General features: G+C 61.6%; 11 protein-coding genes. 5 read left to right on the forward strand and 6 right to left on the reverse strand.

Features of this window, described 5'->3' with window-relative positions; translation table 11 throughout:
* Nucleotides 1-405: 405 nt before the first annotated feature.
* Nucleotides 406-7,566 carry a retention module-containing protein gene (locus tag ACX3YF_RS14985; RefSeq protein ID WP_458973894.1) on the forward strand — a complete coding sequence of 2,387 codons (7,161 nt, stop codon included), beginning with the start codon at nt 406-408 and terminating at the stop codon, nt 7,564-7,566.
* A 95-nt stretch (nt 7,567-7,661) separates the two neighbouring features.
* Here ACX3YF_RS14985 and lapD read toward each other — a convergent pair whose 3' ends face one another.
* The 4 genes from lapD to ACX3YF_RS15005 all read right to left on the reverse strand — a co-directional run bounded on the left by lapD (nt 7,662) and on the right by ACX3YF_RS15005 (nt 11,444).
* Nucleotides 7,662-9,602: a cyclic di-GMP receptor LapD gene (lapD, locus tag ACX3YF_RS14990; RefSeq protein ID WP_448647329.1), complete on the reverse strand. Its 1,941-nt coding sequence runs from the start codon at nt 9,600-9,602 to the stop codon at nt 7,662-7,664.
* A 22-nt stretch (nt 9,603-9,624) separates the two neighbouring features.
* Nucleotides 9,625-10,332 (reverse strand): cysteine protease LapG, encoded by a 708-nt coding sequence (gene lapG, locus ACX3YF_RS14995; protein WP_196587097.1) that lies wholly within the window; start codon nt 10,330-10,332, stop codon nt 9,625-9,627.
* 118 nt (nt 10,333-10,450) lie between these two features.
* On the reverse strand, nt 10,451-10,846 hold the full coding sequence (locus ACX3YF_RS15000) for a YbaN family protein (protein ID WP_047532112.1): 396 nt from the start codon (nt 10,844-10,846) through the stop codon (nt 10,451-10,453).
* A 10-nt stretch (nt 10,847-10,856) separates the two neighbouring features.
* On the reverse strand, nt 10,857-11,444 hold the full coding sequence (locus ACX3YF_RS15005) for a UPF0149 family protein (protein WP_034146211.1): 588 nt from the start codon (nt 11,442-11,444) through the stop codon (nt 10,857-10,859).
* A 389-nt stretch (nt 11,445-11,833) separates the two neighbouring features.
* Here ACX3YF_RS15005 and recQ point away from each other — a divergent pair, with 389 nt between their 5' ends.
* The 4 genes from recQ to ACX3YF_RS15025 all read left to right on the forward strand — a co-directional run bounded on the left by recQ (nt 11,834) and on the right by ACX3YF_RS15025 (nt 16,378).
* Nucleotides 11,834-13,960 (forward strand): DNA helicase RecQ, encoded by a 2,127-nt coding sequence (gene recQ / locus ACX3YF_RS15010; RefSeq protein WP_458973895.1) that lies wholly within the window; start codon nt 11,834-11,836, stop codon nt 13,958-13,960.
* A gap of 119 nt (nt 13,961-14,079) precedes the next feature.
* On the forward strand, nt 14,080-14,514 hold the full coding sequence (locus ACX3YF_RS15015) for a MarR family transcriptional regulator (protein WP_198132679.1): 435 nt from the start codon (nt 14,080-14,082) through the stop codon (nt 14,512-14,514).
* Between the two features lie 126 nt (nt 14,515-14,640).
* A complete protein-coding gene (locus ACX3YF_RS15020; RefSeq protein ID WP_458973896.1) occupies nt 14,641-15,954 on the forward strand; it encodes a type IV pilus assembly protein FimV in 1,314 nt (437 codons plus the stop codon).
* 136 nt (nt 15,955-16,090) lie between these two features.
* On the forward strand, nt 16,091-16,378 hold the full coding sequence (locus tag ACX3YF_RS15025; RefSeq protein WP_130203830.1) for an Rdx family protein: 288 nt from the start codon (nt 16,091-16,093) through the stop codon (nt 16,376-16,378).
* Here the strand turns inward: ACX3YF_RS15025 and ACX3YF_RS15030 are convergent.
* Nucleotides 16,372-17,265, reverse strand: coding sequence for a DMT family transporter (locus ACX3YF_RS15030; protein WP_458973897.1), 894 nt, complete (start codon nt 17,263-17,265; stop codon nt 16,372-16,374). The genes ACX3YF_RS15025 and ACX3YF_RS15030 overlap by 7 nt on opposite strands.
* A 73-nt stretch (nt 17,266-17,338) precedes the next feature.
* The gene (locus ACX3YF_RS15035) at nt 17,339-18,100 is read right to left on the reverse strand and encodes a helix-turn-helix transcriptional regulator (RefSeq protein WP_090464246.1); all 762 of its coding nucleotides are present in this window, start codon (nt 18,098-18,100) and stop codon (nt 17,339-17,341) included.
* Nucleotides 18,101-18,102 lie beyond the last annotated feature (2 nt).

Consider the following 18,102-nt stretch of genomic DNA (forward strand, 5'->3'; position numbering starts at 1 on the left):
GAAAGCCCTTGATTTATGAGCTTTAGGGCGCTCTTCGGGGTTTGAGGAAAGTTCCAATCCACTTATCGACAATGGACGGAGAAGTGCTGGAGGGGAGGGATGCGTAGCAGACTGGAGTGACGGTTTTTTGTCACTTGTGTGATTCCGGATCGTTACGCTGCGCTCGCAGGACAGGTTGGGCTGGATTTGGATCCCGATGCCATTGATTGCAAACGGGTTTGTCCAGATACGCGAACGATGTCCGTGAGTTTCACGCTGGGCGAGAATGTCGCCATAGGACGGTGGTCTACTCAGGTAAATCCGCTGACCCGCAGACAATCCGCCAGGCAACCCGCCTGAGCCATCAAGCATGTTCTCCGTGATAAATCAGGGTGCCGACAGCGGTTGGCAGCGGAGGAAATGCACATGGCTACGCTCATCGGTATTGTCAGTAAAGTCATCGGTCAGGTGTTCGCGGTGGCGGGCGACGGCACGCGTCGTGTCCTGGTCGAGGGGGACCGGTTGTTCGCCGGCGATCAACTGAATACCGGGGCCGAAGGCGCAGTAGCGGTGCATTTGCAAAATGGCCATGAGCTGACCCTCGGGCGCGGCAGCAGCCTGCAAATGACCCCTCAATTGCTGGCGGATCAGTCGCCCCATGTGGTGGACACCAATGAGTCGGTGACGCCAAGCCAGGCGCAACTCACCGATGTCGAGCAACTTCAAAAGGCCATCGCTGCCGGTGATGACCCGACGCAAACCGCCGAGGCCACGGCGGCCGGTCCAGGTTCGACCGGGCCTGCCGGTGGTGCGCTGGGCGGCGGCCACAGTTTTGTCATGCTCGAAGAAGTGGCGGGACGGGTCGATCCAACCATTGGCTTCCCCACCGCCGGCTTCAATGGCATTCCCGAGTTTCCTGAAGAGCGGTTTAACGGCGATATCAACAATGGCAACAATGGTGCCGGCACGCCGACGGCAGTCGTCACCCCCCCTGACACCACGCCGCCCGTCAACAACCCGGTCACCCTCAACGGCCTGTCCATCGAGGGCGGCGAACTGACCGTCAACGAAGCCAATCTCGCGGATGGCTCGGCCAGCAATCCCGGTGCGCTGACCCAGAGCGGCACGTTTACCGTCACGGCGCTCGACGGGCTCACCAGTCTGAGCGTCGGCGGAATCAACGTGGTCAGCGGCGGTGTGGCTGCGGGTTTTCCCCAGTCGATCACCACACCGCTGGGCAGCACCCTGACCATCACCGGATATAACCCGGCCACCGGTGTGGTGAGTTACAGCTACACCCTCAATGGCAGCGAAAACCACGCGTCCGGGGACGGTACCCAACTCAGTGAACACTTCACAGTGGTTGCCGGCGACAGCAACGGCGACAGCGCCACGGGTTCGCTGGACGTCAATATCAGTGATGACGTCCCTAAAGCCGTCGATGACAGTAACGCGGCCACGGCGTCAGAAACCCATCTGACCCTGAATGGCAGCGTACTGACCAACGATGTGCAAGGCGCCGACCGCATCCCCACCGGACCGGAAAGCGGCCCCGTGGTGGGTGGCACTTTCATCGGGACTTACGGCACGTTGGTGCTCAATGCCAATGGCACGTACACCTACACCCTCGATACCAGTGATGCGGATTTCAAGGCCCTGCATGGCGGTGGCGACGGGACCGAAACGTTCACCTACACGCTTAAGGATGCTGACGGCGATACCAGCACGGCGAATCTGGTTCTGCAGATCCACAACAACGACGACCCGGTGACGATTGGCGGACTGAACGTCGAAGGTGGCGAGCTGACGGTTTACGAAAAAAACCTCACCTACGGCAGCAACCCGGATGCGGCGGCGCTGACCCAGAGCGGCACCTTCACGGTCAATGCGCCGGACGGTTTGCAAAGCCTGACTGTGAGTGGCGTCTCGATAATCAGCGGCGGCGTTCCGGTGGGCTTCCCGCAATCGGGTAGCACTGACACGGGCGCGACCTTCACCGTCACCGGTTACAACCCGGCGACCGGTGTGGTGAGTTACAGCTACACCCTGAATTACACCGACACTCATCCGAATGCCAATGGCGCCAACAGCATCACCGAGCATTTCGAAGTTGTCGCCACCGATACCGATGGCAGCACGGCGCACGCGCAAATCGACGTCAACATCGTCGATGACCTGCCGACTGCGAACGCCGACAAGGCCTCGGTCGCCGAGGGCGGTGTGGTCACCGGCAACGTGCTGGCGAACGACGTCGGCGGCGCGGATGGCCCGGCCGCCGGTGGTGGCGTGGTCGGCGTGCGCGCCGGCTCGGACACCTCGACCCCGGTGGTGGGCGGGCTGAACAGCCAGATCAACGGCACCTACGGCTACCTGACCCTGGACGCCCACGGCAACGCCGAATACCACAGCTACCCCAACAGCGTGAACGGCCCCGGCGCGACCGACACCTTCACCTACACCCTGCGTGACGGCGACGGCGACCAGAGCACCACGACCATCACCATCGACGTGAACAACAGCTGCATCAAAGCGGTCAGCGACAACGACGTGACCGTCTACGAAAAAGCCCTCGACGACACCAAGGACGGCCAGGACCTGGCGGCCGGCTACGCCACCGGCAGCGATCCACATAACACGGGCGAGACCGCCAGCGGCACCCTGGTCGGCGCGGTCACCGGCGCCACCGGTGCGCTCAGCTACAGCCTGGTCGGCAGCGCCCAGGGCCATTTCGGGCTGATCCAGCTCAACTCCGATGGCACCTACACCTACACCCTGACGACACCGGCGAACACCACGCCGCATGCGAACGACGGCCCCAACACCGTCACTGAAACCTTCACCTACCAGGCCACCGACTCCCTGGGCAACATGGTCACCAGCACCATCGTGGTCAACATCGTCGATGACGTGCCCAAGGCCAATGCCGATACAGCCTCGGTCACCGAGGGCGGCGTGGTCACCGGCAACGTGCTGGCGAACGATGTCGGCGGCGCGGATGGCCCGGCCGCCGGTGGCGGTGTGGTCGGCGTGCGTGCCGGCTCGGACACCTCGACCCCGGTGGTCGGCGGCCTCAACAGCCAGATCAACGGCACCTACGGCTACCTGACCCTGGACGCCCACGGCAACGCCGAATACCACAGCTACCCCAACAGCGTGAACGGCCCCGGCGCGACCGATACTTTCACCTACACCCTGCGTGACGGCGACGGCGACCAGAGCACCACGACCATCACCATCGACGTGAACAACAGCTGCATCAAAGCGGTCAGCGACAACGACGTGACCGTCTACGAAAAAGCCCTCGACGACACCAAGGACGGCCAGGACCTGGCGGCCGGCTACGCCACCGGCAGCGATCCACATAACGCGGGCGAGACGGCCAGCGGCACCCTGGTCGGCGCGGTCACTGGCGCCACCGGCGCGATCAGCTACAGCCTGGTCGGCAGCGCCCAGGGCCATTTCGGGCTGATCCAGCTCAACTCCGACGGCACCTATACCTACACCCTGACGACACCGGCGAACACCACGCCGCATGCGAACGACGGCCCCAACACCGTCACCGAAACCTTCACCTACCAGGCCACCGATTCCCTGGGCAACGTGGTCACCAGCACCATCGTGGTCAACATCGTCGATGACGTGCCCAAGGCCAATGCCGATACAGCCTCGGTCACCGAGGGCGGCGTGGTCACCGGCAACGTGCTGGCGAACGATGTCGGCGGTGCTGACGGCCCGGCCGCCGGTGGTGGCGTGGTCGGCGTGCGCGCCGGCTCGGACACCTCGACCCCGGTCGTGGGCGGCCTGAACAGCCAGATCAACGGCACCTACGGCTACCTGACCCTGGATGCCCACGGCAACGCCGAGTACCACAGCTACCCCAACAGCGTGAACGGCCCGGGCGCGACCGACACCTTCACCTACACCCTGCGTGACGGCGACGGCGATCAAAGCACCACGACCATCACCATCGACGTGAACAACAGCTGCATCAAAGCGGTCAGCGACAACGACGTGACCGTCTACGAAAAAGCCCTCGACGACACCAAGGAGGGCCAGGACCTGGCGGCTGGCTATGCCACCGGCAGCGATCCCCATAACACGGGCGAGACGGCCAGCGGCACCCTGGTCGGCGCGGTCACCGGCGCCACCGGTGCGCTCAGCTACAGCCTGGTCGGCAGCGCCCAGGGCCATTTCGGGCTGATCCAGCTCAACTCCGATGGCACCTACACCTACACCCTGACGACACCGGCGAACACCACGCCGCATGCGAACGACGGCCCCAACACCGTCACTGAAACCTTCACCTACCAGGCCACCGATTCCCTGGGCAACGTGGTCACCAGCACCATCGTGGTCAACATCGTCGATGACGTGCCCAAGGCCAATGCCGATACAGCCTCGGTCACCGAGGGCGGCGTGGTCACCGGCAACGTGCTGGCAAACGATGTCGGCGGCGCGGATGGCCCGGCCGCCGGTGGCGGTGTGGTCGGCGTGCGTGCCGGCTCGGACACCTCGACCCCGGTCGTGGGCGGCCTGAACAGCCAGATCAACGGCACCTACGGCTACCTGACCCTGGATGCCCACGGCAACGCCGAGTACCACAGCTACCCCAACAGCGTGAACGGCCCCGGCGCGACCGACACCTTCACCTACACCCTGCGTGACGGCGACGGCGACCAGAGCACCACGACCATCACCATCGACGTGAACAACAGCTGCATCAAAGCGGTCAGCGACAACGACGTGACCGTCTACGAAAAAGCCCTCGACGACACCAAGGACGGCCAGGACCTGGCGGCCGGCTACGCCACCGGCAGCGATCCACATAACGCGGGCGAGACCGCCAGCGGCACGCTGGTCGGTGCGGTCACCGGCGCCACTGGTGCGATCAGCTACAGCCTGGTCGGCAGCGCTACCGGGACTTACGGGCAGATTCTGCTCAACCCCGATGGCACCTACACCTACACCCTGACCTCGGCACCGAAAACCACCCCAGGTGCCAACGATGGCGCCAACACCCTGAGTGAAAGCTTTACCTACAAAGCCACCGACGCGGCGGGCAACACCACCACCAGCACTATCGTGGTCAATATCGTCGATGACGTGCCCAAGGCCGTGGGTTCGGAGCGCTCAGTGACAGCTGTTGAGATCGACTCCAACCTGCTGCTGGTGATCGACGTGTCTGGCAGTATGGCCGACCCCTCTGGCGTACAAGGTCTGTCGCGGCTGGATCTGGCCAAGCAGGCGATCAGTGCCTTGCTCGACAAGTACGACGACCTCGGCGACGTCAAAGTGCAGATCGTCACCTTCAGCGGCGGTGCCACCGACAAGACCCCGATCTGGGTGGATGTCGCAACGGCAAAATCGATCATCTCCGGCCTGGCGGCGGGCGGTAACACCAACTACGACGCCGCCGTGGCTGCGGCGAAAACGGCATTCGACACCAGTGGCAAACTGACAGGAGCGCAAAACGTCGGCTATTTCTTCTCTGATGGCAAACCCAACGAAGGTGCTATCGGGTCGCAGGACGAGGCTGCCTGGAAGGCATTCCTTGAATCCAGGGACATCAAGAACTATGCGATTGGCCTGGGTGACGGTGTGGGCAATGCCAACCTCGATCCACTGGCGTATGACGGCACCACCACGCCTGGCAACAACACCAACGCGGTAGTGGTCAGCGACCTCAATCAACTGAGTTCGGTACTGTCGGGCACGGTGATTGGCGCACCGGTTACCGGTTCGCTGTTGGGCGAAGGCGGAACGTTCGGTGCCGATGGTGGCTTCATCAAATCGATTACCGTTGATGGCACCACCTACACCTATGACCCGAAAGGCAACCTCAACCAGGGTTCCCTGGGCTTCAGCGGTGGCGCCAACCACGGCACTTTCAACACGGTCGACAACACCCTGAGCATCGCCACCGATAACAAGGGCACCCTGGTGGTGAACCTCGACACCGGTGAATACAACTACGTGTCGCAGAAGGCCACGTCGGTGGTGATCACCGAAAACATCGGCTTCACCGTCAGCGACAACGACGGCGATCTCGCCAGTTCGAACCTGGTGGTCAAAGTCGTTCCGAACGCGCCACCCGTGGCGGTCGATGATCACATCATCACCAACGTACTGTCGGGCAGTGTGACGGTGCCGGGTGAATTGCTGCTGGCTAACGATACTGACGCCAATGGTGATCCGCTCACGGTGTCGCCGACGACCTACAACACCGGCTGGATCTCCAAGGCAGTGGACTTCACCGGTACCGGCGCGATCAACTTCAAGGGAACCAACGCCAACAACAGCGCTAACCAGAACCTGGCCGATGTGCGCAGTTCGTTCTCGGCCAATGCCGCCACCATGACAGCGGTGCTGGTGGTCAGTGGTTACCTCGGTGCGGTGAACAGTTCCAGCGCCAACGTCAACGATGAGGATCGCATCACCGTCAATCTGAAACAGGGCGAAACCCTCAACCTGGATCACAACCTGATGGCCGGTCACGTGGCCATGGAGTACTCGATCAACGGTGGGGCGTGGAACACCCTCGCGGACGGGCAAACCCTTACCGCGACGTCAGATGCGACCTACCAGATTCACATCACCAACATCACCAATAGCAGTGGCAGCAACGCCAACGGGGCGGAAAACTACCAACTGACCATGACCCTCAACTACGCCGGTGCCCATGACATTGCCCCGGATTACCACGGCACCTACACCGCCAGCGACAGCCATGGTGGCAGCGACAGCGCCCACCTGACCATCAGCTACCAGGACAGTCACATCCTCACCGGGACGGCGGGCAATGACACGCTGGTGGCGGGCAACGGCGACAACATCCTCAATGCCGGTGACGGTAATGACATCCTCACGGCAGGCACCGGCGACAACGAGCTGCACGGCGGCGCCGGCAACGACTTGCTCTACAGTGGTCCGGGCAATGATCTGCTCGACGGTGGCATCGGCAACGACACTGCCAGCTACGCCCATGCCACGGCCGGAGTCACGGTCGACCTGAGCCTGCTCGGCGCTCAGAACACCATTGGCGCCGGCACCGATACCCTGACCGGCATCGAAAACCTGACGGGCTCCAACTACAACGACACCCTGACCGGCGACAACAACAGCAACATCATCAATGGTGGCCTCGGAAACGATGTGCTCAATGGCGGGGGCGGCGATGATTTCCTGATCGGCGGCCTGGGCAACAACACCCTCACCGGCGGAGCCGGGGCCGACACTTTCGAGTGGCTCAAGGGCAACAGCGGTCACGACGTAGTTACCGACTTCGCACCGGGCACCGACAAACTGGACTTGTCGCAGTTGCTGCAAGGGGAAAACAACACCGCGGCATCGCTGGATGACTATCTGCACTTCACCGTCAGTGGCAGCGGTGCGTCAGTGGTGACCAGCATCGACGTCAGTGCATTGGCCGGCGCGGCGCCGAACCAGACCATCGATCTGGCAGGCGTCAACCTGGCGAGCCATTACGGAGTGACGCCGGGTGCGGGCGGGGTGATTACAGGGGCGGATACGGCGACCATCATCAACGGGATGCTCAATGATCATTCGTTGAAGGTGGATACCGTTTGATCTGAAAAAGGCCGCAGCCTCCGGTAGCTCCTGCCTGGGATCGTCTGGATCCCGTAGGAGCCGCCGAAGGCTGCGATCTGTTGATCTTGCTGGTCTCACATCGGTTCAGGCGGGCCGATCAATCTTCCCATTACCCCAAATACCCCCAACTCTCTGATCGCCTCCAGCTCACCCTGGGTCTCGACCATTTCTGCAATCAACGGCAGGTCAATGCTGTTGGTGGCCCTGAAGATCGCCTCGATGAACAGCCGTTTGTCTCGCTGCTCATCAATGTGCCTGATGTAGGCTCCATCGATTTTCAAGTAAGCCAGACCCAGTTGCGTCAAGTTGCCGATCTGGCTGAAGCTGCCGCCAAAATGCTGCAGGCCGATGCGGTAACCGGTGTTGAGCACACTGTGACTCAGCCGTTGCAGTTCGTCTGCGGGCGGCAGTTGGCATTCGTCGATTTCCAGGGTCAACAGCGGTGCAAGATCCGGCAGCGATTCGAGCATGTCGAGGATCAGTCGCAGCTGCGCCCGGTCGCGCAGGGTACTGCCGGACAAGCTCAGCGCCAGTGGCCAGCGGTTGGCGGCGAGGTATTCGAGGGTGGCGTCGAGCATCGCCAGATCGAAGCGTGCCGACCAGCCCAGACGCTCGATCCACGGCAGGAAATGTCCGGCGGCAATCGCTTCGCCCTGTGGGTCGATCAGACGCGCGAGGACTTTGTGGTGCAGCACCTGGCGGGGGTCAGCGCATTGCACCACCGGCTGAAAATACAGCTGCAGTTTGCCTTGGGTCAGGGCGTCGTCGAGCCAGGCACGCCAGTCATGTTGAGGCTGATTCGGTACGGTCTCGTGGTGCCCCAGCAGCACCCAGGGGCGGTCGGAGCGTTGCCGGGCTTGAGTCAGTGCATGGTCCAGGCGCATGAGCACGTCGCTGGCCGGCTCACCGGGGTGATAGGCGACAATGCCCAAATGGGCGACGGGCGTGCAATCGCTGGCGCCGGTCTGACGCAGGTTTTCCAAGGGGGCGCTGATCTCGGCGGCCAGTCGCTCGGCACCCTCGGTGTTCAGTCCCGGCATCAGCAGGCTGAATTCGCCACCACGGTTGCGTGCCGCCAGCCAGGCGCGCCGTTCGGGCAATTGGGTCAAGCGCTTGAGCAATTCGCCTATCGCGCTGATCAATGCATCGGTGCGTTGCCCGCCAAGACGTTGGTTGAGTCCCACCAGATCGTTGATCTGCAGCATCAGTAAATGGCCGTCGCTGTTTTGCTCATCGACCAGTAAGTAATCGGCCAGTTGCTCATCCAGCAAGCGACGGTTGGCCAACCCGGTCAGGCTGTCCTGATAGGACTCGCGGCGTAGTTGTTCACTGCGTTCGGCTTCTTCGGCGAATAACGCTTTGAGTTTCTTGACCATCTGGTTCATTGCCAGCACCACCCGTTTCAATTCCGGTGTGCGTGGCAATTTCGGCAGGCTCAGGAACTCATGCTTGCTGATGGCTTCGGCCTGTCTGACCAAGGCGTCCAGCGGGCGAAATTGCCGACGCAGCAACCAGCCACCGAAGACGGCACTGAGCAATCCGCATACCAGCAGCCAGATCAGGCTGCCAAGGGTGCTGTCCCAGAGTTTGGCCAGGGCGAATTGCGGGTTGCTCAACACTTCCACGCGTGCCGCTTGCTCCCAGCCGCGCATGATCAGCGCGTCGCCCCCCTCGATACGCAGGTTCACCAGGCTGACGAACCACCCCGGTACGCCCTCGATACGCCCGGCAACGTTGCGCTCTACCAGCACCTGCTGATTCGCGACATCGATAATGCGAATGCTGTTGAAGTAGCCACTGTCGAAAATTGAACTGACCATCAGCTCCATCATGGCCGGATCATCGATCTGTGCCGTCAGCGACAAGCCCAATGCAGTGGCGGCGTCCTGGGCATGGGAACGCAGTTGACCGAGCATCTGTTCGCGGGAGCTTTCCAGGCTGACAAAGAAACTGCCACTGAACGCCACCAGCAGAAACAGGCAAATGGCGAGAAACAATTGGTTGCGCAGTTTCATCGAACGCTCCTTGCTGTGGCCGTTAACCGTTGCCCACGGAGAACCCTTCGGCCTGCATCTTTTTCAGGACGTCTTGCCAGCGCGACAGTTTTTTCGAGTCGCTGCTGCGATTGCCGCCCTTGGCACCGGGTAGGTAGAGGCCTTCGGCATTGAAGGCATACACCGGCAACAAGTCTTTGCGTTGGGAGGCGGGGCGGATGTCACCGATCAGGTTATCCAGCACCAGCGGGTCGGCGGCAGGGCTGCTGTAGAAGGTCAGCACCATATGCGCCTGGTTCTGGGTCAGCGCCTTGACGTAGGTAATGCGCAGTTTCTCGCTGGGAATGCCGAGTTGCCGCAGGCTGAAATATTTCGCCAGTGCGTAGTCCTCACAATCCGCGGCGCCCTTGATCAAGGATTCGGCGGGCGTGGCCCAGTAGTCGGTCTGATGCCAGACGCGGCTATCGTCCTGAAAATTCAGTTGTTGATTGAAGAAACGATTGACCGCATTGAGTTGTTCGCCCTCAGGCGCGTTGCGTTCGCCCTGGAGCATTTGACTCCAGGCCACGATACGTCTCTCTTCAAGGCCGAGGGGGCCGTAACGCTGTCCGACGCTTTCTAGAATCTGTGCAAAATCCCAATAGGCCGAGGCGCTGGTCAGGCCGATCAGCAGAAAAGCGGCCAATAGCAGTCGCCCGCCGATCCGAAGTCGGAACGTTGGCCATCCTGGACTTCGCTGGCTGCGGGACATGTCCGGCTGCTCGTGTGTTGAGTGTTGAAGTCTAGGTGGTGTTTGCCGCGAAGAGGGGCAGGTCGTCGGATGAAGGTGTCGCGCAGGGCGGCCTGCGTGGCGAAGGCGACACAGACGTTCAGGATTTGTGCAGGGTTTTCTGGCGAAGGATATAGATCGTCACCAGCACCGCGCTGGTCAGCATGAAGCCGCGAGCCCAGGGCAGGGGCACGAGATAGCAGGAGAACAGGATGCTCGCCCACATCAGGCCGATGGCGTAGACCTTGCCCTTGAGCGGAATGCCATTGCCATCGAGGTAGTCGCGAATCCAGGGGCCAAGGTGCCGATGCTCCACCAGCCATCGATAAAAGCGCGGCGAACTGCGGGCGAAACAGGCGGCCGCCAGCAGCAGGAAGGGCGTGGTGGGCAATACCGGCAGAAAAATCCCGATCACCCCCAGCGCTACGCTGAGCCAGCCGATGGTCAGCAACACGTAACGCAACATCAGGGGGCGGTTGCCTATGGGGGCGTCCATAGGCGGGACCTTAGTGGTGACGTGGCTTGAGGATCGCCGGTTTTTCGTCTGGCGCGTTGCACAGCAGGTACAGCGCGGTCAGGGCTTCCGGGATCTGTACGATCATGTCGTCCATCAGGTTGGCGTCGGCGGCGATGTCGGAGAACTCCGGTTGCTCGTCGAACAGGCCCGAACCGACCATGATCGGCAGCAACATTTCGCTGACTTCATCTTCGGCGGTTTCGAACCAGGCTTCTTCGCGCAGGAACACGCCTTCCATGAAACCGATGCACCAGCCACGCAGATCGGAATCGTCCGGGTCTTCGCCCAGGTCCAGGTCGCAGGGCAACTCGAACTCTTCATCAGAGGCCAGTTGACGGGCGATGTGCGCCTTGAGGGCCAGCAACGTGGATTCGATCGCTTCGCGCTCGGTGTCGTCGGCGTAATGCGGCTCTTCGGCGAAGAGTGCGTCGATCCACTCACGATCCGGAACGACTTCGGAACAGATCGACAGCGCGGTGAGGTAGCCGTGGGCGGCCACGTAGTCCAGCGCCTCGTCATGCAGTTCATCGGCGTCGAGGAAGACTTGCAGGCGGGTTAGTTGCTCAGCGAAGGACATTAAAGGACTACCTTGGGGAATTAACAGATGCGGGAATTCTAGGCCTTCTTGAGCGCTCAGGCCAGCCGCGCGGCATATTTGCACCGCATTCCCCGTGGGAACGAGCTTGCTCGCGATGAGGTCGTCACATCCAACATCGTCACTGCCTGATCCGCCGCCATCGCGAGCAAGCTCAAGCCCACAGGATTTGTACGGTGTTGTTGGAGCGTCTTATCAGCGGCGCCCTTTGTCGGACAGTGCTCGGGTATACTCGCGCGTTTTGTGATGCCCTGCTGGCGTCCCGGCTGAAATGTGAAGCGACATGCAACACACACTTACGATTTGTCGGTGTGGTGCTGGCGGTTCTGAACCAGCCTTGCAGGGATGTTTCGGTGATTTTTGGAGTTTTTATGCTCGAACAGGCTCAACGCGTCCTCAAGGACATCTTCGGCTACGACAGTTTCCGTGGCCGTCAGGGTGCAATCATTGAGCGCGTGGCCAGCGGCGGCGATGCCCTGGTTCTGATGCCTACCGGTGGCGGCAAATCCTTGTGCTTCCAGGTGCCGGCGCTGTTGCGCGATGGCCTGGCCGTCGTGGTGTCGCCGCTGATTGCCTTGATGGACGATCAGGTCGCGACGCTCGAAGAGCTGGGCGTGGCCGCCGCCGCGTTGAACTCCACCCTCAGTGCCGAGCAACAGCGCGACCTGGCGGCCCGCATCAAGCGCGGCGAAGTGAAAATGCTCTATCTCGCGCCGGAACGGCTGGTCCAGCCACGCATGCTGGCGTTCCTGCAAGGGTTGAACATCGCTCTGTTCGCCATTGACGAAGCGCACTGTGTGTCGCAATGGGGCCATGATTTCCGCCCGGAGTACCTGCAACTGGGCCAGTTGGCGGAAATGTTCCCCGATGTGCCACGCATCGCCCTGACCGCCACCGCCGACAAACGCACCCGGGAAGAGATTGTCACTCGCCTGCACTTGCAGAACGCCGAGCGCTTCCTGTCGAGCTTTGATCGGCCGAACATCTTTTATCGCATCGTGCCCAAGGAGCAGCCGCGCAAGCAGTTGCTGGCGTTTCTCGCCGAACGGCGCAGCGATGCCGGCATTGTGTATTGCCTGTCGCGCAAAAAGGTCGAGGAGGTGGCGGCATTCCTCAGTGAACAAGGCTTCCCGGCGCTGCCCTACCACGCCGGGTTGCCCAACGATTTGCGCGCCTACCACCAGAAGCGCTTCCTCAACGAGGAAGGCCTGATCATGGTCGCCACCGTGGCGTTTGGCATGGGTATCGACAAACCCAACGTACGTTTTGTCGCACACCTCGATTTGCCAAAATCCCTTGAGGCCTACTACCAGGAAACCGGTCGCGGCGGGCGTGACGGCCTGCCGGCAGACGCCTGGATGGCCTACGGCCTGCAAGACGTGGTGATGCTCAAGCAGATGCTGCAGAACTCCGAAGGCGACGAACGCCACAAGCGCCTGGAGCAGCACAAGCTCGACGCCATGCTCTCGCTGTGCGAAGAAACCCGCTGCCGCCGCCAGACCCTGCTGGCCTATTTCGACGAGGACATGCCCGAGCCCTGTGGTCATTGCGACAACTGTGTCGACGGCGTGCAGACCTGGGACGCCACCGAGCCCGCCCGTCAGGCGCTTTCGGCGATCTACCGCACCGGCCAGCGCTACGGTGTCGGGCATTTGGTGGATGTATTGCTGGGCAAGGACAACGAAAAGGTCCGCAGTTTCGGTCATCAACACCTGTCGGTTTTCGGTGTCGGCAAAGCAATGGCCGAAGGCGAATGGCGCTCGTTGTTCCGACAACTGGTTGCCCGGGGGCTGGCGGATATCGACCTGGAAGGTTACGGCGGCTTGCGCCTGAGTGACAGCTGCCGGCCGCTGCTCAAGGGTGAAGTGACTCTGGAACTGCGCCGCGACCTCAAGGCGCAAACCACGACCAAAAGCAGCAAGAGCCAGGCGAGCCAACTGGTGCGCGGCGAAGAACGCGAACAGTGGGAAGCCTTGCGTGCCCTGCGACGCAAACTCGCCGAAGAACACGGCGTGCCGCCTTACGTCATCTTCCCGGATTCCACCTTGCTGGAAATGCTCCGCAGCCAGCCCACGTCCCTGGCGGAAATGGCCACGGTCAGTGGCGTCGGCGCACGCAAGCTGGAACGTTATGGCGAGGCCTTCCTCGAAGTTCTCGGCGGCCAGGTCGAGGCACCGAAGGCAGTGGCCGATGTGCGCCACGAATTGATCACCCTGGCGCGCGCCGGCATGACGCCGCTGCAGATTGCCGGTCAGCTGCAATGCTCGGAAAAGAACGTCTACATCATGCTGGCCGAGGCCATTGGCAAGCAGCAGCTATCGCTGGAACAGGCACTGGATTTGCCCGAGGACTTGATGGGCGAAGTCCAGGATGCGTTCCTCGACGGCGAAGGCGAGTTACCGCCGGTGTCGGAGATTTCCGCGCTGTTTGCAGGCCGGGTGCCGGAAGGTGTTTTGTACTGTGTACGGGCTGCATTGCAGTCCGAATTCGAGATTTGAGTGATCTGTCGTGCTGATGTAACGATTCACTACAGATCAAGCCTTGCCTCAGGGCAAGGCTCATGCTTAGCTGACTAATAATTAGGTTTTCTCTATTTCAGTCTAATCATGAGTGTTTTATGCCGTTAACCGATCAACACCGCTTTGGCATGCAATTGGCACAGATGTCGCGCGGCTGGCGTGCCGAACTCGACCGCCGACTGGCCGGGCTCGGACTGTCCCAGGCGCGTTGGCTGGTGCTGCTGCACCTGGCGCGTTTCGACGAAGCCCCGACGCAACGTGAACTGGCGCAAAGCGTCGGTGTGGAAGGCCCCACCCTGGCCCGCCTGCTCGATAGCCTGGAAAGCCAGGGCCTGGTACTGCGTCAAGCGGTGCTGGAAGATCGTCGAGCCAAGAAAATCGTCCTCTGCGCCCCGGCGCTCCCCCTGATCGAACAAATTGAAACCATTGCCACGCAACTGCGCCACGAGCTGTTCGAAGGCGTGGATGAGGCGGATTTGGCGGTGTGCATGCGGGTTCATGGGCACATTCTTGGCAATCTTGAAAAATCTTGAGGCATAACCCCGCGCCAGGCTTGTGAGAGGCCGCATTGAGCAGACTATAAGAACTACTGCGCGATATCGTGTTCGTACCGGATGTGCGAACACGTGCAGGTTGGTTCTGGTCACTAAGGGATGCTCATGCTTGAGAGTCGGCTTTTCGTTGTACGCTGTTGCACCCGATTGTTGCTGGTCGGTGCCGTTGTCACTTACTCGGCATTGGCGTCAGCGCTGGGACTCGGTGAAATGACCGTTCACTCGGCATTGAATCAACCGCTGCGAGCCGACATCGCGCTTCTGGATGCCGCAGGTCTGGAGGAGGGCGAACTGTCGGCCAGCCTGGCGACAGCGGACGAATTCAGCCGGGCCGGTGTCGAGCGGGTGCTCTTCCTTGATAACCTGAAGTTCACCCCCATCCTGCGGGGCAACCGTCGCCTGATCCAGGTCACATCTAACAAACCGGTCAATGAACCCTTCCTGAATTTCCTCGTACAGCTCAATCAGCGCAACGGCCGCTTGCTGCGCGAGTACACGGTGCTGATCGACCCTCCGGGATCAACAAATATTGTGCCGGCAACGGATGAACCGCTGATCGGCCGACCCTCTTCCGAATTTCCGAGTGTCCAGCCTGCCGTCGCGCCACTTCCTGCGCGCAAGGAACCGCCCAGGCCTGGCGCCGCGCCAGTGAATGATCCGCTTTCTGAACAATTGGCCGCCAGCGTGCTGCAAAACCAGCAATTGCAGGCAAGCGTCGACGAGCTCAAGGCGACGCTCCTGGCACAGGGCGAACAGATCGCCGCTGGGAAAAAGCAGGTAGCCGAGTTGCAAACCCGCTTGGCAGAAGTTCAGCAGGCGGCAGCGGAGCCGGATGAGCCTGCGGTGGTGACGCCGACGCCTGTCGTTACGGCTGAGCCCGGGACGGATTTGTCGCTGATATTCGGGCTACCGGCGCTGGTGGTGTTGGGGGTGCTGGGATGGTTCGTTCGGCGTCGCCGCCAGCCATTTCAGACCTCCCCCGAACCTGAGGCCAAGCAAGAGCCGGTGCTGAACCGATCGGTGGAACCACGGCAGGATGTTCTGGGCAAGCAAGGTGATATCGCGGCCCATGACGCGCAACAGGCCAGCCTGCGCAGTTCCGGGTTTGCCCCACAAGAACTTCTGGAAAACCCTGCACGTCATCCCGGGTTGAGCCCTGTCGCACCAGCCGCAGTGCCCGTGGCGACCGCGTCTGGCAACGAGTACCAGTTGAACCTGGATGACCTGTCGATGGGGGCGAGTTGGGACTTGATCGACGCCATCGCACCGCCACCGAGTGCGTCTACGCTGCCGGAGCCCGAAATTGAATGGGAAATCGAACCCGTTTCCCGATCGATGGACGACAGCTTTCTCGTCGAGTTCGCCGAGCCGGTTCCATCGACGGACCTTGATCCGCCGAAACAGACGGCCCGCAGTTAATGGGCCGGCACCCGATAATCCTGGGTGTAAGGAACTATTGTGGCGAGGGGGGAAGCTCCCTCGCCACAGATGTGATGTGTTGTAAGCTGGAGCGCATTCAAACGTCAGTCTTTATGCTTCAGGGAACCTGTCTTTCATGACCGCGAGCAAACCGGAAATCGTCATCACTTATTGCACCCAATGTCAGTGGCTGTTGCGCGCTGCCTGGCTGGCCCAGGAGCTGCTCAGCACGTTCGGCGATGATCTCGGCAAAGTGTCCCTGGTACCCGGCACGGGCGGGGTCTTTCACATTTTCTGCGACGAGGTGCAAATCTGGGAGCGCAAGGCTGACGGTGGGTTTCCCGAGGCCAAGGTTCTGAAACAGCGGGTCCGCGATCAAATCGATCCGGACCGGGATCTCGGACACAACGACCGCACTCAGTGAGAGGCGGCCTCTGCGGCGACGGCTTTCTTGCTCGAACCGCCCGCAAGCCTGCTGGACACCACAATCGCGACGATGATCAGCGCACCGCCCAGCAACATGCGCAGGGTCGGGTTTTCATCGAATAACAGCCAGGCCACCGTGATCCCGTAAACCGGCTCCAGGGCGAAGACCACGGCGGCGGTCCGGGCCTTGATCACGGCGAGACTGGCGACGAACAGGCTGTGGGCAACGCCGGTGCAGAACACCCCGAGCAGGCCGATCCACAGCCAGTCGATGGCACGCACCTCGCTCAATTGTGGCGCCGCCATCGGCAACAGGCACAGGGCAACCACCACGTTCTGACATAACGCTGCCTGCACCGGCGGAATGCGACCGGAACTGACGCGATTGGTCAGCGACAGCAGGGCAAACAATAGACCTGACGCCACTGCCAAGAGCAGGCCGGTGGTAGCGCCGCTGGCCAGATCGAACGCTGGCGTCACCAGCACCAACCCGATACTGACCAGCACGACCAGCAGGATCTCATTGGCGCGAATGCGTTCGCGGAAAATCAGGCCTTCGAGGATGACGGTAAAGGCCGGGAAACTGGCAAAACCGAGCGTTGCGATCGCCACACCAGCCACTTTCACCGCAGTGAAGAAACTTACCCAGTGCCCGGCCAGCAACAGGCCGCCGAGCAACAGTCGACGCCAGTCCACGGCTTCAAGTGTTTGCCAGCGGCTCTGGTGGGCGAATCGTGCAAAAAATGCCAGCGCCAGCACTGCGAATGCCGCGCGGCCGAAAACGATGATGGCCGGTGAGGCCGCGGCGAGTTTTCCGAATACGCCGGTCAGGCCAAACATCAGTGCGCCGATATGCAGGGCGCCAAGGGCGGTACGGGGAGTCATTGCAGTCCTTGATAAACATCGTGAGCCAGACCATTTAACCGCACCCGCTACCGTCGTGTCTGTCGTCAGACTCTCACTGTTTGTCGCCAGCCTCGCGTCGCAGTTTGCCGGGTGATGTGCCGAACTCGCGCAGCACTGCGGCGGCGAATGCACTCTGGGAGCTGTAACCGACGCGACAGGCAATCTCGCCTATGGGCAGCATCGATTCGCGCAACAAGGTAACGGCCTTATGCAGGCGGCGACTGCGGATGTAATCCATCGGTGTCTGCCCGCATTCGGCAACGAACCGGGCGTGCAGGCGAGCACTGGAGAGGCCGGCCACGCGTGCCAGATCGGCGACTTGCAGCGGGTAGGCGGCGTATTGGTCAATGTGCGCATTCAATGCAGCATAGGGCAGGCGCCGAGTACCGACGCTGTCAGGTCTTGCGTTGTTCAGACTGGCCAGCAACAGCACCGCACCCTGTTGCGCAATCAGCGGATCCTCGACCGGACTGTTGGCCAGCCAGGCGACCAGTTGGCTTTGCCCGGCATCCAGCGACAGCCGTCCAGCGTTGTCGAGCAAGCGTCGGCTGGATTCGGCATGATCGCCCAGGGACTGAGAGACCCATTGATCACCGGGCACGTCCAGTACCAGGCAACGGCTGCCATTGGCGCTGCCACACGCATGGTGCGCGCCGGATGGCACCACCGCGAAACTCTGCTGAACCACCTGGCTGCCACGCCCGTCGATCTCGAAATCCAGCGCACCCGACAACCCGAACACCAATTGTGCGTGCTCGTGGCTGTGGATGATCAGGTCGTGGCTGTACTGGCGAAGGGTGAGGATCGGTCTCATCG

The organism is Pseudomonas fluorescens group sp. PF-69, from assembly GCF_054481235.1.